Origin of the sequence: Motilibacter rhizosphaerae (genome assembly GCF_004216915.1) — a bacterium.
GTDB classification, from domain to species: Bacteria; Actinomycetota; Actinomycetes; order Motilibacterales; family Motilibacteraceae; genus Motilibacter; species Motilibacter rhizosphaerae.
Genome location: NZ_SGXD01000004.1, coordinates 287603 through 308073, shown reverse-complemented (window position 1 = coordinate 308073; position 20471 = coordinate 287603). Strand labels below are relative to the sequence as shown.

General features: G+C 77.7%; 15 protein-coding genes. 7 read left to right on the top strand and 8 right to left on the bottom strand.

From position 1 onward, the window contains the following. Positions 1–31 precede the first annotated feature (31 nt). The 5 genes from EV189_RS16435 to EV189_RS16415 all read right to left on the bottom strand — a co-directional run bounded on the left by EV189_RS16435 (position 32) and on the right by EV189_RS16415 (position 6649). Positions 32–1519 (bottom strand): phytoene desaturase family protein, encoded by a 1488-nt coding sequence (locus EV189_RS16435; protein ID WP_130494049.1) that lies wholly within the window; start codon positions 1517–1519, stop codon positions 32–34. 43 nt (positions 1520–1562) lie between these two features. Further along, positions 1563–3842 (bottom strand): putative bifunctional diguanylate cyclase/phosphodiesterase, encoded by a 2280-nt coding sequence (locus tag EV189_RS16430; RefSeq protein WP_165400352.1) that lies wholly within the window; start codon positions 3840–3842, stop codon positions 1563–1565. A 151-nt stretch (positions 3843–3993) separates the two neighbouring features. After that, positions 3994–5118, bottom strand: a complete 1125-nt coding sequence (locus EV189_RS16425; protein ID WP_130494047.1) for a glycosyltransferase — start codon at positions 5116–5118, stop codon at positions 3994–3996. Continuing rightward, positions 5115–5894: a carotenoid biosynthesis protein gene (locus EV189_RS16420; RefSeq protein WP_165400351.1), complete on the bottom strand. Its 780-nt coding sequence runs from the start codon at positions 5892–5894 to the stop codon at positions 5115–5117. The genes EV189_RS16425 and EV189_RS16420 overlap by 4 nt, the downstream gene beginning before the upstream one ends. Continuing rightward, positions 5891–6649 carry a monooxygenase gene (locus EV189_RS16415; protein ID WP_130494045.1) on the bottom strand — a complete coding sequence of 253 codons (759 nt, stop codon included), beginning with the start codon at positions 6647–6649 and terminating at the stop codon, positions 5891–5893. Before EV189_RS16415 ends, EV189_RS16420 begins: the two co-directional genes overlap by 4 nt. A gap of 563 nt (positions 6650–7212) precedes the next feature. Here EV189_RS16415 and EV189_RS16410 point away from each other — a divergent pair. From EV189_RS16410 to EV189_RS16385, 6 genes are all read left to right on the top strand, one after another. Next, positions 7213–7593, top strand: a complete 381-nt coding sequence (locus EV189_RS16410; protein WP_130494044.1) for a DUF6504 family protein — start codon at positions 7213–7215, stop codon at positions 7591–7593. A 12-nt stretch (positions 7594–7605) separates the two neighbouring features. Further along, positions 7606–8064 carry an SAV_6107 family HEPN domain-containing protein gene (locus tag EV189_RS16405; RefSeq protein ID WP_165400350.1) on the top strand — a complete coding sequence of 153 codons (459 nt, stop codon included), beginning with the start codon at positions 7606–7608 and terminating at the stop codon, positions 8062–8064. A 4-nt stretch (positions 8065–8068) separates the two neighbouring features. Further along, complete coding sequence (locus EV189_RS16400; protein WP_130494043.1) at positions 8069–12079, top strand: DNA polymerase III subunit alpha; 4011 nt, start codon at positions 8069–8071, stop codon at positions 12077–12079. Positions 12080–12158: 79 nt separating this feature from the next. Beyond that, positions 12159–12920, top strand: a complete 762-nt coding sequence (locus EV189_RS16395; protein WP_130494042.1) for a methyltransferase domain-containing protein — start codon at positions 12159–12161, stop codon at positions 12918–12920. A gap of 30 nt (positions 12921–12950) precedes the next feature. Continuing rightward, positions 12951–14207 carry a DNA polymerase IV gene (dinB, locus tag EV189_RS16390; RefSeq protein ID WP_130494041.1) on the top strand — a complete coding sequence of 419 codons (1257 nt, stop codon included), beginning with the start codon at positions 12951–12953 and terminating at the stop codon, positions 14205–14207. 252 nt (positions 14208–14459) lie between these two features. Next, on the top strand, positions 14460–14849 hold the full coding sequence (locus EV189_RS16385; RefSeq protein ID WP_130494040.1) for a DUF3040 domain-containing protein: 390 nt from the start codon (positions 14460–14462) through the stop codon (positions 14847–14849). Between the two features lie 133 nt (positions 14850–14982). Here EV189_RS16385 and EV189_RS16380 read toward each other — a convergent pair whose 3' ends face one another. Genes EV189_RS16380 through EV189_RS16370 form a run of 3 tightly spaced genes read right to left on the bottom strand, consistent with a single transcriptional unit; the run spans position 14983 to position 19694 of the window. Continuing rightward, on the bottom strand, positions 14983–17361 hold the full coding sequence (locus tag EV189_RS16380) for a transglutaminase TgpA family protein (protein ID WP_130494039.1): 2379 nt from the start codon (positions 17359–17361) through the stop codon (positions 14983–14985). Continuing rightward, positions 17358–18731, bottom strand: coding sequence for a DUF58 domain-containing protein (locus EV189_RS16375; RefSeq protein ID WP_231116490.1), 1374 nt, complete (start codon positions 18729–18731; stop codon positions 17358–17360). Before EV189_RS16375 ends, EV189_RS16380 begins: the two co-directional genes overlap by 4 nt. A 9-nt stretch (positions 18732–18740) precedes the next feature. Next, on the bottom strand, positions 18741–19694 hold the full coding sequence (locus EV189_RS16370; protein ID WP_130494147.1) for an AAA family ATPase: 954 nt from the start codon (positions 19692–19694) through the stop codon (positions 18741–18743). 296 nt (positions 19695–19990) lie between these two features. Here EV189_RS16370 and mraZ point away from each other — a divergent pair, with 296 nt between their 5' ends. Further along, on the top strand, positions 19991–20431 hold the full coding sequence (gene mraZ, locus EV189_RS16365; protein ID WP_130494038.1) for a division/cell wall cluster transcriptional repressor MraZ: 441 nt from the start codon (positions 19991–19993) through the stop codon (positions 20429–20431). The last annotated feature ends 40 nt before the right edge of the window (positions 20432–20471 follow it).

Here is a 20471-nt window from a genome sequence, read left to right as displayed (position 1 = left end):
GCAGCGGGCCGTCTCCCGACCACCCTAACCGCTAGGCGGCGCCGACCTGCTCCGCGACGATCGCCGCCGACAGGGCCACCAGCGGCAGCCCGCCGCCGGGGTGCGCCGAGCCCCCGACGAGGAACAGCCCCGGCAGCGGGCTCCGGTTGGCGGGGCGCAGCAGGGGGGCCGCCCGCCCGTGCGCCGCGCTGCCGTAGATCGAGCCCCCGGGCGCGCCGGCGGCAGCCTCGAGGTCCGCCGGCGTGCGCACCTCCGACCACAGCAGCCGCTGGCGCATGTCCAGCCCGCGGGCCGCGAGCAGGTCCAGCACCTGGTCCGCGTACGCGGTGGCGACGCCCGGCGCGCGCCAGTCCGTCCCCGCGGAGCCACTGCCGGGGGAGTGGAGCGGTGCGTTGACGAGGACGAACCACGCCTCGCCGCCCTCGGGGCGCATCGCCGGGTCGTCGGGCGAGCAGACGTAGACCGCCGGGTCGGCGGCGGTGCGCCCGGCGAAGACCGCGTCGAACTCCGCGTCGTAGTCCGCGGGGAACAGCACGGTGTGGTGGGTCAGCCCGGGGGTCCGGCCGCGCAGCGCCAGGAGCAGGACGAAGCCGCCGAAGGACCGGTCGGCGCGCCGCACCCGGCGCAGCGCGCGGCGTGTCTGCGGCAGCGGCGGCAGCAGCGAGCCGTAGACCAGCCCGGCGTCCGCGTCGGCGACGACGACGTCGGCCGGCAGCCGCTCGCCGCCGGCCAGCTCCACCCCGGCCGCGCGCCCGCCCTCGACGAGCACCCGGGTGACCTCCGCGCCCAGCCGGAGCTGCACCCCGAGCTCGAGCACGCGCTGCTCCAGCGCGTTGCCGAGGCGCTGCAGGCCGCCGGCCACGTGCCAGGCGCCGAAGGCCTGCTCGACGAACGGGATCGTGCACAGCGCGGCGGGCGCGCGGCGCGGGTCGGACCCGGCGTAGGTCGCGTAGCGGTCGAGCACGAGGCGCAGGCGCGGGTCGCGCAGCAGCCGGCGCCCCAGCCCGCGCAGCGTCAGCCACGGCGCGACGTCGCGCACCGCGCGCGGGTCGCGGCCGAGGGCGAGCAGCTCGCGGGGCGCGAGGCCCTGCTCGAGGAACGGGCGCCGGGTGCGCTCCCAGACCCGCGCGGCGTGCGCGATGAGCGCGTCCCAGTCGTCGGCAGCCGCGCCGCCGAGCGCGTCGCCGACCGCCTCGCGGGTGCGCGCCCGCGAGGTGTTGGGCAGGACGAGCCGCGTGCCGTCGGCGAACGCGTACGTGAAGGCCGGGTCGACCGGCTGCAGGTCGACGACGTCCTCGAGCGGCGCGCCGGTCTTGAGGAACAGGTCGCGGTAGGTCGCCGGCAGCGTCAGCAGCGAGGGCCCGGTGTCGAAGGCGAAGCCGTCGCGCGACCAGCCGGCGAGCTTGCCGCCGGTCCTCCCCGCCCGCTCGCACAGGACCACGTCGTGGCCGAGCGCGCGGAGCCGGGCGGCCGCGGCGAGGCCGCCCATGCCGGCCCCCACCACCACGACCCTAGGCACCAGCGACCCTACGCATCGACGACCCTGGACACGGGCCAGGAGCCTAGGCGCTGCGCACGCCCCGCGCCCCCGCAGAGCCGTGGCGCAGGTCGATCGCCGGGCGCCCGGCCAGGTCGAGCACGACGTCGTACGCGACCGGCCGCGCGAGCAGGTAGCCCTGGCCGAGGTTGCAGCCGCTGGCGGCGGCGAGGTCGAGCTGCGAGCTCGTCTCGACGCCCTCGGCGACGGTGACCAGCCCGAGCGCGCGGGCCAGGTCGGCCACGCTGCGCACGACCGCGCGGTCGACCGGGGAGGTGTCGATGGACTGGGTGAAGGTGCGGTCCAGCTTCACCGCGGAGACCGGCAGCCGGGTGAGGTAGGTGAGCGCGGTGTGGCCGGCGCCGAAGTCGTCGATGGCGAGGCGCACCCGCTGCCGGCGCAGCTCCTGCAGCGCCCGGCCCGTCGTGGCGAGGTCCTCCAGCAGGGCGCTCTCCGTGACCTCGATGGTGAGGTTCTCGGCGGGCAGGCCGGCCTCGCGGGCGGCGCGGCTCGTCTCGTCGCAGAGGTCGGGGCTCGCGAGCGTGCGCGCCGAGTAGTTGACCCACGCGTCGATCCGCCGCCCGGTGACCCGCGACATCTGCGCGACCTCGGCGCACGCCCGGCGCACGACGTAGCCGTCGAGGTCGAGGATGAGGTCGGACTCGAGCGCCAGCGGCAGGAACGCCTCCGGCGTCAGCAGCCCCTGCGTCGGGTGCTGCCAGCGCATGAGCGCCTCGACGCCGCGCACGACACCGGTGCGCAGGTCGTAGAGCGGCTGGTAGTGCACGACGATCTCGTCGCGCTCCAGCGCCCGGTGCAGCTCCGAGCGGAGCCGCATCTTGCCCTGGGACCGGGCGCGCATCGAGTCGTCGAAGACGTGGCAGCGCCCGCGCCCGGCGTCCTTCGCGGTGTAGAGCGCGAGGTCGGCGTCGCCCAGCAGCTGCTCCGAGGTGGTCGACGCGCTGCGGCTGAGCGCGACGCCGATGCTCACCGTCGGGAAGACCTCGGTGCCGTCGAGCAGGAGCGGCTGGCGGACGGACTCGACGATGCGGCGGCCGAGCCCGGCGAGCGACTCCACGTCGGGCATGTCCTCGCAGACGATGACGAACTCGTCGCCGCCCAGCCGGACGATGGTGTCCTCGGGGCGGACGGCGTCGCGCAGCCGGCCGGCGATCGTCACGAGCAGCGCGTCGCCCGCGCCGTGGCCGAGGCTGTCGTTGACCGACTTGAAGTGGTCGAGGTCGCAGAGCATGACCCCGACCCGGGTGTCGTGGCGGCGCACGCGGGCGAGCGCGTGGCCCAGCCGGTCGTCGAGCAGGGCGCGGTTGCCGAGCCCCGTCAGGGTGTCGTGCCGCGAGAGGTAGGTCAGCTTGCGGTCGAGCTCGGTGCGCTCGGTCGTGTCGCGGACGACCGCGCAGGCGAGCTGGCGCCCGCGGACGTCCATGCTCGTGACGCTGACCTCGGCGGGGAACTCCGACCCGTCGGCGCGCCGGGCCACGACGTCGTGCCCGCGCCCGAGCAGGGCGGGGTCGCGCGACCCGCGGGTGAAGACCGCCAGCACCGGCGGCGGCGAGGCCCCCTCGTCCCCCGGGACCAGCACGTCGAGCGAGACGCCGACGAGCCCGCCGGAGGGGAAGCCGAACATGCGCTCGGCGGTGGGGTTCGCGCTCTCGACGCTGCCGTCCTCCTGGACGATGAGGATGCCGTCGGCGGCGGAGTCGAAGACCGCGCGGACGCGCGCCTCCGACTCGCGGAGCGCTTCGACGGCGCGCCGCTCGCGCTCGCGGCTCTGCAGCTGCTCCACGGCGAGCGCGACGCGGTCGGCGACGATGCGCAGCAGCGTGAGGTCGCTCTCGGCGAACCGGCCGGGGACGTACGAGCCGACCTGGACGACGCCGGTGAGCGTCCCCGCGAGCACCAGCGGGGCGAGGACCAGGCTGCGCAGGCCGGAGCCGTCGCCCCCGGTGTCGCTCACCAGCCGCGGGGCGCGCTCGGCGCCCACCCGGCCGACGAGGCCGTCCCCGCGGGTGACGCGCTCCTGCACGGGCTCGTCGTGCATGCCGATGCTGGCCTGGACGACGAGGTCCTGGCCGGCGGAGAGGTAGATCGAGGCGACGTCGCCGCCGAGGGCGTCGCGGAGCCGGGCCGCGAGCTCCACCAGCGCCTGCTCGGCGGGCAGCGGCAGCAGGGCCACGTCGACGACCTGCTGCAGCATGAGCATGAGCAGCTCCGGCTGGGCGGTGTCGCCGCCGTCGGCCGCTGCGCGCCCCTGCGCAGCCTCCGCGCCGCGTCCGACTCCCGCCATGTCCCCCACCTTCCGCCACTCGGGCGCATGTGCACCCATCGTGCTGGTGTGTTCACCGAACGTACGACTGATCATGCCCCACGTCGATGCTCGCGACCCGTTCGGCTGAACGGGGTGCGGACCTGAGCGGGTGGCCCGTCCAGGCGGGCGGTCACCCGACTCCTCGACCCTTCCACGACAGGGTGCCCCGCCGGTGGCGGCGCACCGAGCGGGCGGTCAGCCAGGCCAGGGCCAGCACGGAGGCGGGGTGGGCCACGGCGTCCGCGGGACGTCCGCCGGTGCGGCGCGCGACGAGCACGCGGCCGAGGACGGCGGCGACGGTGCCGACCGCTCCCGTGCGCGAGCCGCGCAGGGCGGCGGCCGGCGGCACGACGTACGCGGTGAGCAGGAGCGCCGTCGCCCCCGCCGCCCCCGCCGGCGAGCCGAACGCCGCCCACAGCGACTTCGCCCACCCGTCGCGCAGCTCGGTCCAGCCGGCGTACATCCGGCAGGTCGCGAGCGCCGTGCCGTCGGCCACCGTGCCGCGCCCGCCGGCCGCCTTGACGGCCCGGACGAGCGCGATGTCCTCGAGCACCTCGCCGCGGACGGCGGCGTGCCCCCCGCAGCGGGCGTACGCGGCGGCGTCGACCGCGAGCAGCTGCCCGTTGGCGGCGGCGAGCGAGGGGCGGGGGGAGCGCTCCGCGAGCCGCAGCGGCAGCGTCGTCGCCCAGGACCACTGGAGCAGCGGCTGGACGAGCCGCTCCCCCGGGGAGCCGACGAGCTGGCGCGGGTACGGGCTCACCAGGTCGAGGCCGTGGCGGCGGAGCAGGTCGACGGTCGCGCGCACGGCGTGCGGCGCGAGCACCACGTCGGCGTCGAGCAGGACGTGCACCCCCGTCCCCGGTGCGGCCGCAGCGACGAGCTGCGCGCACGCCCACGGCTTGCCGAGCCAGCCGGGGGGCGGCGGCTCGCCGGCGAGCAGGCGCGCGCGGCCGGTCGCGAGCTCGGTCGCGAGCCGCTCGCGCACGAGCGCGGCGGTGCCGTCGGTGGACGCGTCGTCGAGCACGACCAGCTCGAGCAGGGGGTCGGCGGCGAGCACGGCCGGCAGCGCGTCGAGGCACGGGCCCGCCCGGTGCGCCTCGTCGCGCAGCGGGAGCAGCAGGCTCGTGCGCTCGCCGAGCGGGGGAGGGTCCACCCGCGGGGTGCGCAGCAGGCGCAGGTTGAGCGCGGTGTGGGCCGTCCCCGCGACGGCGAGCGCGGTGCCGGCCCGGACGAGGGCCCGACCGGCCCGGCTCACGCGGGCACCGGCTCGCGCTGCGGGACGGCGGCGTCGCGGGCGACCAGCACCAGCCACGGCACCACGACCGCGCCCAGCACGACCCCGCCCCAGACCGCCACGGCCGGGCGGCCGAAGAACGCCGCCGCGCCCACGACCCCGCCGAGCCACGTCCAGCCGAGCAGGACCGCGGGGACGAGGGGGTCGGCCGGCCCCTCCGGCACGACCCGGTCGAGCACGAGCACGAGCACGGTCCCGGTGACGAGCCAGCCCGCGAAGTTGTGCACCGGCACGTGCGGCACCCCCGGCAGGTGCGGGGAGGGGTCGGCCCACCGCCAGTGCCCGGCGGCGACCATCTGCGGGTCGAGGAAGAGGTCCCAGCCGGTCAGCGCCACGCCGCCCAGCGCGGCGCGGGCGGCCGGGGAGGCGGCCAGCCGGCGCACCGCCATCAGCAGCGGGAGGGCGACCATGCCCCACGCCAGCGGGACGAGCAGGGGGACGCCGAGCACGCGCGGGCCGAGGGAGCCGGCGTAGGAGTACGGCCCGAACGGCTGGCCCGTCCCCGTGCCGACCGCCTCCACCGCGAACGTCAGCACCCAGGTGGCGGCCGCGGCCCGGGCGGCGGCGAGCGGGCCGCGGGAGGACGCCAGGTCGAGCAGCACGGCCAGCGCGGCGACCAGGACCGTCGCGACCGTGAGCCGGTCGCGGGCGGCACCGCTGGTCAGCGGGTACGCGACCTGGCACAGCACCGTGGCCGCGGCGAGCAGGAGCGCGGGGCGGAGGAGCGCGTCCCTCACGGCGTGCGCCCGTGGAGCGTGCCCGCCACGCCGAGGACGGCGAAGCGCGCGAACAGCTCCTCGGCGTACCAGCCCTCGGCGGCCGTCCGCCGCACCGCCTCCACGTGCGCGGCCGTGCGGCCCGCGAAGGCGACGAGCGAGGGGCTGGCGTCCCACAGCGAGAGCGTCCCCTGCAGCCCCACCGGCCACTCGCCGACGCCGAGCGCCAGCCGCAGGCCCGGGGCGCCGGCGAGCTCGCGCGCCACCGGGGGCACCGCGCGGCGGAAGCTCAGCGCGGTGCGCGCCCGCAGCCGGGCGCGGGTGACGGCGGCGACGGGGCCGTCGTGCCGCACGGGCTCGGGGTCCCCGAAGGGCGCGGCGCCGCCCCAGCGCCCGCGGCTCGCGAGCGGGCGCAGGTCGAGGCGGAGCTCCTCGACGGCGAGCCGGCGCCAGGCGGCGTACGGGCCGGTGGCCGTCCCCGCCTCCGCGGCCTCCCGGTCGGGCCACGTCGCGAGCAGCGCCCAGTGCGCCGGGTCGCTGTCGACGAGGCGGAAGCCCGCGGAGGAGGTGCCGAGCAGGGTCGCGAAGAGCGGGGCGGGCGCGCCGCTGGTGGTCGTCCCGGTGCGCACGGCCCGCCCGAGGACCCGCCGGTCGGTGCCCACCCGGACCAGCGCCGCCGGGACGTCGCGCGGGCGCACGCCCCAGACGTGCACGGTGGTGTGGGGGGCGCCCGGCGCGGCCGGGGCGCCGCTGGGCACGGCGGCGGAGGGCTCCATCGTGCTCGGACCCTAGCCCCGCCCCGCTGCCCCCGCCAGGCGGCGCCGCGCTCCTCCCCGCACGACCCGGGGCGCTCGGCGGGGCGCTCACGGGCGGCCCCCCGGGGCCCCTCCTGGCGGGTCCACGACCGGCGTTGCGCGACGGGCGGCCACCCGCTTACGCTGGTCCTGTTCGAACACGCGTTCGGACGACGGGCTCCGGAGGGTGCACCTCGACCTGCACCCTCCGGTCCTGGCGTCCCGTCCGTCGGCTCCCGTGGGGAAGCGGGAGCCGGCGGACGGGGCACGCCGCCCGTGGCGCCTTCCCCCGCCGCGGACGACGAGCGGTCCCGCTGCAGCACGCCGGTGCGCCGGTCGCGCTGCGGCCCGTGCACGACGAAGGGGGAGGCCCGGTGCGACGCTACGACGAGCCCGTGCAGGTGCGCCTAGCCGGACACCCGGCGGCACCGTCCGCAGGACACCCGGCAGCACCGTCCGCAGGACACCCGGCAGCACCGTCCGCAGGACACCCGGCAGCACCGTCCGCAGGACACCCGGCAGCACCGTCCGCAGGACGCCCGGCGGTGCCGGCCGCGGGAGCGGCGGTGCCGGAGCAGTTCCTCTGGAGGGGGCGGCTCTACCTCGTGCGCGACGTGCTCTCGTGCTGGGTGGAGACCAGCCCCTGGTGGCGCAGCCCGGCGGCCGAGCTGGCGCGCGGCGAGCGGGTCGACGCGCTGCCCGCTGCGGCCCCTGCTCCCGCTGCTCCCGCTGCTCCCGCTGCGGACCCCTCTGCTCCCGCCGCCCCCGCGACCCCCGCCGAGCGGCGGGCGGAGCCGCTGGCCGTGGAGGCGGAGACCGTGACCTGGCGCGTCGAGGCGAGCCCGGGGCGCTGGGCCGGGAGCGGGGTCTACGACCTGCGCGAGTGCGGCCCCGGCTCCTGGCAGCTCGTCCAGGCGCTGGACTAGGGGAGCGGACCCATGGCCCCCACCGCCACGACCTCCCCCTCCCGCCCGTCCAGCGGCACCCGCGCCCCCCGGCCCTCCGGGGCCCCCGTGCCGGGCGGCGCGCTCGATCTCGTCGCGGCCGCCCACCGCGACCTCGCCGCCGCGCGCGGCGCGGCCGTGCCCGCGGAGCGCTACGCCGCCGCCCACCGCGGCGCGCTGCACGCCGCGGCGGCGGTCCTCGCCGTCCGCGCGCGGCCCGACGGCCGGCGCCGCGTGCGCAGCGCGTGGGACCTGCTGGCCGGGGTGGCCCCGGAGATGCAGGAGTGGGCCGCCTTCTTCGCCGCGGGCGCCGCGAAGCGCGCCGCCGCGGAGGCCGGCCTGCGCCGCAGCGTCTCCGAGCGCGACGCTGACGACCTGCTCCGCGACGGCGCGGCCTTCCTCGCCGTCGTCGAGGACGCGCTGGGCGTGCCCCGCCCGCTCCCGGGTGCGTGACGCGGTGCCCACGGACCCCTTCGTCCACCTCCACGTCGCCTCCGGCTGGTCGCTGCGCCACGGCACGGCGACCCCCGCCGCCCTCGTCGAGCGGGCGGCCGGGCTGGGGATGGACGTGCTCGCGCTCACCGACCGCGACGGCACCTACGGCGCCGTCCGCTTCGTGCGCGCCTGCCGCTCGGCCGGCGTGCGGCCGGTCCTCGGCGTCGACCTCGCCGTGGAGGCGCTCCCGCTGCCCGAGCGCGCCGGTGCCGCCGGTGCCCGCGGTGGGACAGGTGCCCGCGGTCCGGCCGGTGCCGCCGGTGCCGCCGGTGCGCGCACCGCCCGCCGGTCGCCAGCCCGCGGCGGGGCCGAGGTGGACCCCCGCCACCCGCGGGTGGTCGTGCTCGCCCGCGGCGGCGGCGGGCAGGGATGGCGCGCGCTGTGCCGGCTCGTCTCCGCCACGCACCTGCGCGGGGAGCGCGGCCGCCCGGTCACCACGCTGGAGCTCGTGGCCGAGCACGCCCGCGAGGGCGGCCTCGACGTGCTGCTCGGCCCGGCCTCCGACGTCGCCCGCGCGGTCGAGCGGCAGCGCGCGGACCTCGCGCGCGAGCTGCTCCGGCGCTGGCGCGCCGCGCTCCCCCCGGGGAGCCTGTCGGTCGAGGTCTGCTCGCACCGCGGTCCCGGCGACAGCGCGCGCGCCGCGCGCCTGCTCGCGCTCGCCGCGGAGGAGGGCGTCCCCGCGGTGCTGGCCAACGCGGTGCGCTACCTCGACGCCGACGACGCCCCCGTGGCCGACGTCCTCGACTCGGCGCGCCGCCTCGTCCCGCTCGCGGCGCGCAGCGTCGACCGGGTCAACGCCGAGGGCCGGCTCAAGAGCGGCCCGGAGATGGCGCGCGTCGCCGCCGAGGTCGCGCGCCTCGCCGGGACGGGGGACGACGGGCGCGGGCTGCTCGCCGCCACCCGCCGGGTCGCCGAGCGCTGCGTGCTCGACCCGAAGGCCGACCTCGGCCTGGGGGTGGCGCACCTGCCGGAGCTCGACGTCCTCGACGCCTCCTCGGCGCTGGGCGCCGGCGCCCTCCACCCCGACGGCGTGCTCCGGGCGCGGTGCGAGCAGGCGCTGGCGCGGCGCGACCCCGCCCCCTCGCGCACGGTGCTCGGGCGCCTCGACGACGAGCTGGGGGTCATCGCCCGGCTCGGCTTCGCGGCGTACTTCCTCACCGTCGCCGACGTCGTGGACCTCGTCCGCGGGATGGGGGTGCGCTGCGCCGCCCGCGGGTCGGGTGCGGGGAGCCTCGTCAACCACCTGCTGGGCGTCTCGGGGGTCGACCCGCTGCGCCACGACCTGCTCATGGAGCGCTTCCTGTCGCCGCTGCGCGCGCAGCTGCCCGACATCGACCTCGACGTCGAGTCCGCGCGCCGCACCGAGGTCTACGAGCGGATCCTCGACCGCTTCGGCGCCGAGCGGGTCGCCTGCGTCTCCATGGTCGACACCTACCGCGTGCGGCACGCCGTCCGCGACGTCGGCGCCGCGCTCGGCCTGCCGCCGGCGGAGATCGACTCCCTGGCCAAGGCCTTCCCGCACATCCGCGCCCGGGACGCGCGGCTCGCCCTCGCCGAGCTGCCCGAGCTGCGGGCGAGCGGCATCGACCCGGCCCGCACCGACCTGCTGCTCCGGCTGGTCGAGCGCCTCGACGGGCTGCCCCGGCACGTCGCGCTGCACCCGTGCGGGGTGCTGCTCTCGGACGCCACCCTGCTCGACCGCACGCCGGTCGAGGCGAGCTGGCTCGGGTTCCCCATGAGCCAGTTCGACAAGGACGACGTCGAGGAGATGGGGCTGCTCAAGCTCGACGTGCTCGGCGTGCGCATGCAGTCGGCGATGGCCCACGCCGTGGCCGAGGTCGAGCGCGTCGAGGGCGTCCGCCTCGACATCGACGACCAGCAGCAGGTCCCGCTCGACGACCCCGCGACCTTCCGGCTGGTGCAGTCCTCACGGACGCTGGGCTGCTTCCAGATCGAGTCCCCGGGCCAGCGCGAGCTCGTCGGGAAGTTCGCGCCGGAGACGTTCGACGACCTCGTCATCGACATCTCGCTGTTCCGCCCGGGGCCGGTCAAGAGCGACATGGTCACGCCGTTCCTCCAGGCGCGGCAGGGCTGGCGGGAGGCGACCTACCTCCACGAGGACCTCCGCCCGGTGCTCGAGCCGACCCACGGCGTCGTGGTCTTCCACGAGCAGGTGCTCGAGATCGTCGCCACGATGACCGGCTGCACCCTGGCCGAGGCCGACGAGGTGCGCCGGGCCCTGGGCGACCCCGGGGGCAAGCAGCAGGTCGAGGGCTGGTTCGGACCGACCGCGCTCTCCCGCGGCTACGACCCGGCGACCGTGCGGCGGGTGTGGGACGTGCTCGTGGCCTTCGCCTCGTTCGGCTTCTGCAAGGCGCACGCCGCCGCCTTCGCGCTGCCGACCTACCAGTCCGCGTGGCTCAAGGCCCACCACCCGGCCGCGTTCCTCGCCGGCGTGCTGACGCACGACCCGGGGATGTACCCCAAGCGGCTCATCCTCGACGACGCCCGCCAGTTCGGCATCGCCGTGCTGCCCCTCGACGTCAACGCCTCCGACCCGGAGTACCGCGTCGAGCGGGTCGGCGTCCTCGACGAGCCGCCGCCGGGCATCCTCGGCGCTCCGCCCCGGCCCGCCCCGGAGGAGGGGCTGCCCGACGGGCGCGCCCACGGCATCCGGCTCGGGCTCGCCGACGTCAAGGGGATCTCCGACGCCGAGGTCGCGCGCATCGTCGCCGGCCGCCCGTACGCCACGCTGTCGGACTTCTGGCACCGCGCCCGCGTCTCGCGCCCGGTCGCCGAGAGGCTGGTGCTCGCCGGGGCCTTCGACTCGCTCTACGGCATCGGCGCGCCCGCCCCCGTGCGGCGCCGGGGGAGCGTCACGCGGCGCGACCTGCTGCTCCAGGTCGGCGACCTGGACCGGTGGTCGCGCGCCACCGCGCCGCCGGTGCGCCGGGGCCGCCGCTCCGCCGCCGGCGCACCGGCCGCCGACCCCGCACCGACCGGCACCGCACCGACCGGTACGGCACCGCCCGGTCCCGCGCCGACCGCTGCGGCGCCGGGGGTGCGCGAGCTGGCCGGGCGGCAGTCGCGGGCACCGCTGTCGCGCGGGTCCCGCGCGGCCGACCAGGACGTGCAGCTCGCGCTCGACCTCGGGGACGCCGCGGGGAGCGCCCCCGCGAGCGGGCTGCCCGAGATGACCGCGGCCGAGCGGGTGCGCGCCGAGCTCGAGGTGCTCGGCCTCGACGCCAGCCGGCACGTCGTCGACTTCTACACCCCGCTGCTCGACGCGCTCGGCGTCACCCGCTCCACGGGCCTGCTCGGCCTGCGGACGCGCTCCGACGTGCTGGTCGCGGGGGTCAAGGTCGCCACCCAGACCCCGCCCGTCCGCTCGGGGCGCCGCGTCGTCTTCGTGACCCTCGACGACGCGACCGGCCCGATCGACGCGACCTTCTTCGAGGACGCGCAGATCGGCTACGCCACCACGCTGTTCCACTCGTGGCTGCTCGTCGTCCGCGGCACCACCCGGCGCACCGGGCCGCGCGGGATCTCCCTGCAGGCCACCGGCTGCTGGGAGCTGCCCCGGCTGTTCGCCGCCTGGGAGCGGGGCGGCACGGCCGCGGTCGACGCGCTGCTGCGGGCGCCGGCCGTCGTGACGCCGCAGGCGGTGGAGGGGGCGGCGGCGAGCCGGTCGAGCCGTCCGGTGCTCGCCGCGCCCCCGGTCGGGTCGAGCGCGACCACCTACGAGCCGCGCGACGGGGACGCCGGGTCGGGCGCGGGCGGCATGCGCGGGCGCGAGGGCGCCCCCGCCACCCCCGCCGACCTGCACGAGGAGGGCCGGCTCACCGAGCGCGTCCTGGTCCACCCGAGCGGGTTCCGCCAGTCGCCGTACGCCGACATCGCCCCCGCCGGCGAGCCCGCCAAGGGCGCGCCGCGCAAGCTCTGGCACGCCAGCCAGGGGAGCTCGGGGTGGTGAGCCGCGGGCGCGCGGCGCAGCGCGGCACCGGTCCGCGGGCGACCGGCCCGACCCGGGGCCAGCGGCTAGGGTCGGAGCCGTGCCCGACAGCCCCCGCGCGCGTCCCGACCGCAGCCGCACCCGCTCCGCCGCGGTGTGGGGCGTGCTGCGCGGGGTCCTCGACGAGGCCGACGGGCGCGCGCTCGACGTCGTCGACGTGGGCGGCGGCACCGGCGGCTTCGCGGTCCCGCTCGCGACGCTCGGCCACACGGTCACCGTCGTCGACCCCAGCCCCGACGCCCTCGCCGCGCTCGAGCGGCGCGTCGCCGAGACCGCGGCGCTGGACGGGCTGGCCGGGCGGGTGCGCGCGCGCCAGGGCGACGTCGCCGGGCTGCTCGACGTCGTCGAGCCGGCCAGCGCCGACCTCGTGCTCTGCCACGGGGTCCTCGAGCACGTCGACGACCCCGTCGAGGCCCTGGCGGCCGTGGCGCGCTGCCTGCGGCCCGGGGGCAGGCTCAGCCTGCTCGCCGCCAACCGCTCGGCGGTCGTGCTCGCCCGCGCCGTCGCCGGGCGCTTCGCCGAGGCGCAGCAGGCCCTGCTCGACCCCGCGGGGCGCTGGGGCGACCGCGACCCGGTGCCGCGCCGCTTCTCCCCGCAGGAGCTCGAGGAGCTCGTCCGCTCCGCGGGCCTCGAGCCGGTGCACGTCGTGGGCGTCCGCGTGTTCGCCGACCTCGTGCCCGGCGCGCTGGTCGACGGCGAGCCGGGCGCGGTCGAGGCCCTCCTGCAGCTCGAGGCCGCCGCGGCCGAGCACCCCGCCTTCCTCGCCGTGGCGACCCAGATCCACCTGCTCGCCCGCGCCTGACGCCTGCGCGACCTCCCGCGGACGCCCGCGGTGAGCGCGCGCAGCGGGGCCCTCCCGCGCCCGAGCGGGCGGGACGGGCTCCCCGACGACACGGGCTGCTCGGTGCTCCACGTCGACATGGACGCCTTCTTCGCCTCGGTGACGCTGCTGCGCCACCCGGAGCTGCAGGGGACGCCCGTGGTCATCGGCGGCACGGGCACGCGGGGCGTCGTGCTCTCGGCGACCTACGAGGCGCGGGCCCACGGGGTGCGCTCGGCGATGCCGGTGTCGCGCGCCCGGCGGCTGTGCCCGGGGGCGACGTTCCTGCCGCCGGACCACGACGACTACGCCCGCGTCTCGGCGGGGGTGATGGAGCTCTTCCGCACGATCACCCCGATCGTCGAGCCGCTCTCGCTGGACGAGGCGTTCCTCGACGTGTCCGGCGCCCGGCGCCGGCTCGGCAGCCCGGTGCGGATCGCCCAGCTCCTCCGCGACCGGGTGGCCGACGAGCAGGGCGTGCCGTGCTCGGTGGGGGTGGCGCCGACGAAGATGGTGGCGAAGCTCGCCTCGACGGCGGCGAAGCCCGACGGCCTGCTCGTCGTGCCGCGCGACGGCGTCCTCGCGTTCCTGCACCCCCTCCCCGTCGGGGCGCTGTGGGGCGTGGGGGAGCGGACCGCGGAGGTGCTCCAGCGGCTGGGGCTGCAGACCGTCGGGGAGCTCGCCCACGTCCCGGTCGAGACGCTGCGCCGGGCGCTCGGCCCGACCGCCGGTCCGCACCTGCACGCGCTGGCGTGGGGCCGGGACCAGCGGCCGGTCGTCGCCAGCGAGCCCGAGCGCAGCACGGGGGCGGAGGAGACGTTCGGGCACGACGTCGACGACCCCGACGTCATCGTCCGCGAGCTGCTCCGGCTCTCCACCCGCACCGCGGAGCGCCTGCGGGCGACGGGGACCGCCGGGCGCACGGTCGTGCTCAAGGTGCGGTTCGCCGACTTCACCACCATCACCCGCTCCCGGACGCTGAAGGAGAGCACCGACGTCGCGCAGGAGGTCTACTCGACGGCCCGCGGGCTGTACGAGGCGCTCGGGCTCCAGCGCGCGCGGATCCGGCTCGTCGGGGTGCGCGTCGAGGGGCTGGTCGACGTCGCGGTCGCCCCGCGCCAGCTCGTGCTCGAGGTGAGGGGAGGCGGGCGCCCGACGAGCTGGCGGGACGCGGAGCGCGCGGCGGACCGGGCGGCGGCGCGGTTCGGGTCAGGGGCGGTGCGGCCCGCCGCGCTGGTGCGGCACGACCGGGGGCCCGGACGCGGGTGAGGGAGCGGGTGAGGGAGCTGGTGAGCAGGGTCCGCGGCACTGCGCCGGGCCTCCCGGAGGACCCCCGGCCCGACCCTCGGCAGACCGCGGGAGCATGCTGTCTCAAGCCCGCCGCGGTGTTCACCGATCACCGGGAGTGGGTAGCCGCACCGACAGCAGCACCTGCTTCCCCCGTCGGGTTTCCCGAGGCGGGAACCGCACATATCCTGGGGGCACCCGCGGTCGTCGCGGGTGGGCGTGGAGGAGGTCATCGTGCCGCTCTCTGACCACGAGCAACGGCTGCTCGAGCAGATGGAGCGGGCGCTGTATGCCGAGGATCCGAAGTTCGCATCGTCGCTGCGGGGCCACGACCTCCGGCGCATGCACCGGCGCCGCGCGATCCGCGCAGCCGCGGGAGTCCTCGTCGGTATCGCCCTGCTCCTGGTGGGCGTCATCGTCAAGATCATCGCCCTGGGCGTCCTCGGTGCCGTCGTCATGATCCTGTCGGCGCTCCTCGCCGTGCACAGCTGGCGCCAGCTCCCCGGCGCCGCCGCCCGGGCAGCCGGTCAGCCGGCGGGTCCTCGTCCCGCCCGCGCCCCGCGCCCGGTCATGCAGCGCTTCGAGGACCGCTGGAACCGCCGGCGCGAGGCGGACGGCCGCTAGCAGCAGCCGCTGCTCCACCGGCCCGCTGCTCCACCGGCCCGCCGACCAGCAGCGAGACCCTCCGGCCCCGACGACCACGCGTCGTCGGGGCCGCGCTGCGTCCAGGCGAGCGCCGCGCCGCGTCCGGGGACGGCTAGCGCCGCGCCGCGGCCACCCCCCGCTGGGAGCGCCCGGTGCCGCGCCCCGACCAGGGCCGCCACTCGGAGGCGCGGGCGGTCCTCGCCAGCAGGCCGCCCCAGGTGGACCGGGGCAGCAGCGCGGCGCGCCAGCGGTCGCGGCGGCCGACTGCCTCGCCGAGCGCCGTGCGCACCTCGGCCAGCTGCGCCCGCGCGCCGGGCAGGAGCGAGGCGGGGGCGTCGGGGGCGTACCTGCTCCGCTCGTACGCCGCGGCGAGCGCCTCGAGCGGGCTGCCGGTCCCCGGGCGCATCCCGATGTAGCGGCCGAGCAGGGCGGCGTACTGGCGCGGCGTGTGCGAGCGCGAGAAGCCCGGCAGGCCGAGGTCGGCGGCGGTGTCGCTGAGCTCGTCCCACAGCGCGGGCACACCGGCCGCACGCTGCCGGCGCCCGCGCAGCCGCCGCCGGGCGAGCGCCGGCAGCAGGGCGAGCAGGACGACGGCGAGCGCGCCGGCGAGCACGAGCAGCGGGGTGCGGCTGCCCCCGCTACCGCCGGACCCCCCGCCCGAGGTGGCGGAGATCGTGTCGTCTGGACGCGAGCCGCGCGACGCGCTCGCCGAGGACGAGGACGACGAGCTCGGAGCGCTGCTCGCGGAGGCCGAGGCGGTCGCGGTGAGCGCGGCGATCTGGTCCTCGGTGCCCGCCGTCGCGTACGCCGGGGACTGGGTCAGGCCGTCGCTGCGCGGGGTGGGCTCGAAGCGCAGCCAGCCGTAGTCCTTGAAGTAGAGCTCGGGCCAGGCGTGGGACTCGACGCTGGTGACGACGTAGCGGGACTGCCCGTCCCGGGTGCTCTGCTGCGCGCCCGGCAGGTAGCCGATCGCCAGCCGGGCGGGGATCCCCAGGCTGCGGGCCATGAGCACCATGGCGCTCGCGTAGTGCACGCAGAAGCCGCGCCGCTCGGTGAGGAACGTGTCGATCAACGTCCTCGTGCCTGACACGGGGACGGGCGCGGACTCGTCGTAGGCGAAGCCGCCGCGGTCGCGGAACCAGCTCTGCAGCAGCAGGGCCTGGGCATAGGGGCGGCTCTCCTCGCCCACCGCCTGCTCACGTGCGGTCAGGAACACGCTGGACGTGTCCAGGCCGCCGGTGTCGAGGTAGCGCGCCCCGAGCTTCGCGGGCGTCGTCTGCTTGAGCAGCGCGCTCGGCACGGGGGCCGGGTCGGCCTGGCGGACGGAGTAGTGCAGCCCCGAGACCTTCTTGCCGGTGCTGAACACCTCCTCGGAGCTGCTGTCGGCGCTCCAGCCGCCCTTCAGCCCGGTCACCTTCGTGCTGCCGTAGGGCAGCGGGAGGTAGTGCGTGGTCAGCCCGTCCTGCGTCGCCACCGTCACCGTGCGGGCCTCACCGGTCGTCGCCGGGAACCCGGTCGTCAGCGTGCCGCCGACCGCCGTGGTGCTGGCCGTGGGGGTGTCGTGCACCCACCGGTTGCCGTTGAAGCGGTCGAACACCGCTGTGCGGAGGTACGGCGCGGCCTGCCCGCCCGCGGTCGGCACCGAGAACGAGAGCACCGGTACGGGCGTGCGCTGGCCGAGGTCCCGGGAGAGGTTGACGAGCGGGTCCGTGCTGCCGATCTGGCCGGAGCTGAGCCCGTCGCCGGCGGTGGCGTCACCGAGGTGGAGCGGGTCGTCCCCGACCCCGGGCGCGACGGCGGGCACGACGACGGCCGCGGCGAGCGCGGTCCCGCCGACGCGGCGGCCGAGGGCGCCGAGCGCGGAGGTGCGCGGACCTCCGCCGCGCAGCCCGAGGACGCGGCCCCAGCGCGTCACCCGGTCGCGGGACTCGGTGTAGAGCAGGGCGAGGTAGCCCGTCGCCCCGAGCGCGAACCAGTACCACGGCACGCCGTGGGGCGCGATGGCGGCGGGGACGGCGTACAGCGCGAGCAGGGGGAGCCCGGCCACCGCCGGACGCCGGTACGTGACAGCGAGCGTGTCGACGGCGACCGCGACGAACCCGGTGCCGCCCGCGACGAGCAGCATCAGCCCGGGCGTCGGGGTGACCGGGGCGGTGTAGGCCGAGGAGTCGGAGAACCCGGTGCTGGTGAGGTGGCCGAGGGCGCGCAGCGCCGGCAGCGAGGGCACCATGCCGTACGGCGCGACGTCGTGCACCCGGGTGACGACGAGCTCGACGAGCAGCGCGGCGAGGGTGCCGACGGGGACGAGCGGGCGGGGCAGCCCGGCCCGGCGCAGCAGCTCGGCGACGAGCACGGCAGTGGCGGTCGACAGCGCGACGGTCCAGGCCCAGCCGGTGCCGTCGAGCAGCGGGTCGAGGGCCCCGGCCGTGAGCAGGACGGCGACGACCTCGACGACCAGGACGCGGATCCTGGCGCTGACTGCTGCGCTCACGCGGCACCTCCCTCTCGTGCGTACGTGCCGGCGGCGGCCGCTCCCGCGGCTGCGGCGCTGCCCACTCCGCCCACGAGCAGGGCCCACGCCTCGGGCAGCGGGGTCGTGGCGCCGAGGACGGCGGTGCGCCAGCCGGCGGCCCGCAGCAGCGCGGCGGTCGCGGCGGCGCCCGAGCCCGGAGCGCCGGGCTGGACGGTGGCGCCGGGGCGCCAGGTCGCGGTGTCGAGGACGAGCGCGAGGCAGCTGCGGCGGCGCCCGGACGTGCCGGTCGCCCGGGAGAGCTCGGCGGCCTCGGCGCTCGTGAGGTCCGCGACCACGGCGACGAGCAGGGCGTCGGCGGCGCCGCGCCCGTCGAGCGCGGAGAGCCGGAGCTCGGGCTGGGGGGCGGGGTCGAGGACGGCGAGCCGGTCGAGCAGGGCGGCGGCCGCCTCCTCGCCGCGCACGCCCGCGTGCGCGGCGACGGGGGAGACCGCAGCGGCGCCGTCGAGGTCGGGCAGCACGAGGGTGAGGGCGTAGCCGCGGGTGGCGAGGTGGACGCCGACGGAGGCGATGGCGCTCACCGCGCGCTCGTAGCTCGAGCTCGGGCCCTCGCCCGCGTGGCAGGCGGCGCGGCCGTCGAGCAGCAGCGTGGCCCGGCTCTGCCAGGGCTGCTCCTCGCGGCGCACCATGAGCTCGCCGCGCCGTGCGGTGCTGCGCCAGTGGACCCGGTGCAGGGCGTCGCCGTGGCGGTACTCCCGCGTCGACACGTCGTCCTCGCCCGCCGCGGCCACGCTGCGCGCGGAGCTGGTGCCCGACCCGGACAGCGAGCCCTCGAGCGGCAGGACCGGCAGCGGCACGACCACGGGCGTGACGACGAGGGTGTCGGTGGCGGCGAACGACCGGTGCAGCTCGCACATGCCGAACGGGTCGGAGAGGCGGACCCCGAGGGGCCCCAGGACGAAGCGCCCGCGCACCTCTGAGCGCACCTGGTAGCCGACGGCGCGCTGGCCCTGCGGCTCGACCCGGTCGAGGACGAAGCGCGGGCGGGAGCCGAGGACGTAGGGCACCCGGTCCTCGGCGAGCAGCACGCCGGTGTGGATGCGGGAGACGTTGTCCAGGCGCAGGGTCACGACGGCGGTCTCGCCCGCGGGCACCCGCGCGGGCTCGACGCGACGGGTGCAGGCGAGGCGGTACTGGCTGCGGGTGACGGCCGAGGCGCCGAGCAGGGGGACGACGGCGAGCAGGACGCCGACGCGCAGGATGCTCGACTGCCCGAGGACGACGGCGGTGAGCGCGGCGGCCACGCCGGCGGCGAGGAAGCTGCGTCCGCGCGTGGTCAGCCCCGAGAGGCTGCCGCGCACGATCCGGAGCAGGCGGCGCAGGCTCCCCACCAGCCGGCCCTAGCGCCGCGCGCCGGGGCTGACGGCCACGCGACCGACGAGGTCGGCGAGGATCCGGTCGGCGGTGCGGCGGGCCATCAGCGCCTCCGCGGTGGGGACGAGGCGGTGGGTGAGCACCGTGGCGGCCAGCGCCTGCACGTCGTCCGGGATGACGTAGTCGCGGTGGTCGAGCGCCGCCCAGGCGCGGGAGGCGCGCACGAGGTGCAGCGTCGCGCGCGGAGAGGCGCCGAGGCGCAGTTCGGGCGAGGTGCGGGTCGCGGTCACGAGGTCCACGACGTAGCGCTTGACCTCGGCCGAGACGTGGACCGTGCGGACGGCGGCGACCAGCGCGCGCACCTCGTCGACGGTCGCCACCGGGGTGAGGGCGTCGAGCGGCGAGGTCCGGCCGTGGACGTCCAGCATCTCGAGCTCGGCGTCCGCGGAGGGGTAGCCCATGGACACGCGCGCCATGAAGCGGTCCAGCTGCGCCTCGGGCAGCGCGTAGGTGCCGTCCATCTCGACGGGGTTCTGCGTCGCCACCACCATGAACGGCCGCTCCAGCATCCAGGTGCGGCCGTCGACCGTGACGTGCTGCTCCTCCATGCACTCCAGCAGCGCGGACTGCGTCTTGGGGGACGCGCGGTTGATCTCGTCGCCCACGACGATGTTGGCGAACACCGCGCCCGGCTTGAACTCGAACTCGCGCCGCTCCTGGTCGTAGACCGAGACGCCGGTGATGTCGCTCGGCAGCAGGTCGGGCGTGAACTGGATGCGGTTGACCGTGCAGTCCACGGCGCGCGCGAGGGCCTTGGCCAGCATCGTCTTGCCGACGCCGGGCACGTCCTCGATGAGCAGGTGCCCCTCCGCGAGGAGGACCGCGAGGGCGGTCTTCACCACGTCGGACTTGCCCTCGATGACGCCCTCGACGCAGGAGCGGATGCGCCCGACGACCTCGGCCACCTGCTCCGGCGTCACGAGCTCCTCGAGCTCGTCCCGGCCGGAGCCGAGCGGTGCCACTGCGGTCACGCCAAACCTCCTCGTCGAGTCCGCTGGCCAGGGTACGTCGGCGCCCCCCTGCCCGTCGCCCCCAGCGCCCGACGTCCCCCTTCCGCGCAGGCCAGGCCCCGCCCGGGCGGGCGGCGCCACGGACGGGTGTCGCGGGGAGCAGCTTCCGCAAGGATGGAGCGAGAGGGAGTACGGTGGGGCATCATGGAGCGCAGGGGAGCAGCAGTCGACCGCGGGGAGCGGTCGACCAGCGAGAGGGGGAGCGCATGGAGCCGCTCTTCCTCGGCACGCACACCCCGCGCCTCGACGAGAAGGGCCGGCTGTTCCTCCCGGCCAAGTTCCGCGACGGCTTCGCGGAGGGCCTCGTGATGACGACCGGGCAGGAGGGCTGCATCACCGTGTGGCCCGTCGCCCGCTTCGCCGAGGTCGCCGACGCGATGTCCCGCCAGGTGTTCACCGACCGCGACTCCCGCGTCGTCCAGCGCCTCTTCCTCGCCAACGCCAGCTCCGAGGTCCCGGACCGCCAGGGGCGCGTGACCGTCCCGCAGGCGCTGCGCGACTACGCCGGGCTCGACCGCGACGTCGTCGTCGTCGGCATGGCCAAGCGCGTGGAGATCTGGGACGCGGGCCGCTGGGCCGCGTACCAGACCTCCCAGGCGGAGGACTACGAGCGGCTGGCGGAGGAGGTGCTGCCCCGACTGCTGTGAGGGCCGTGCCGTGCGGTCTCCACCCGCCCGACGAGCCGAC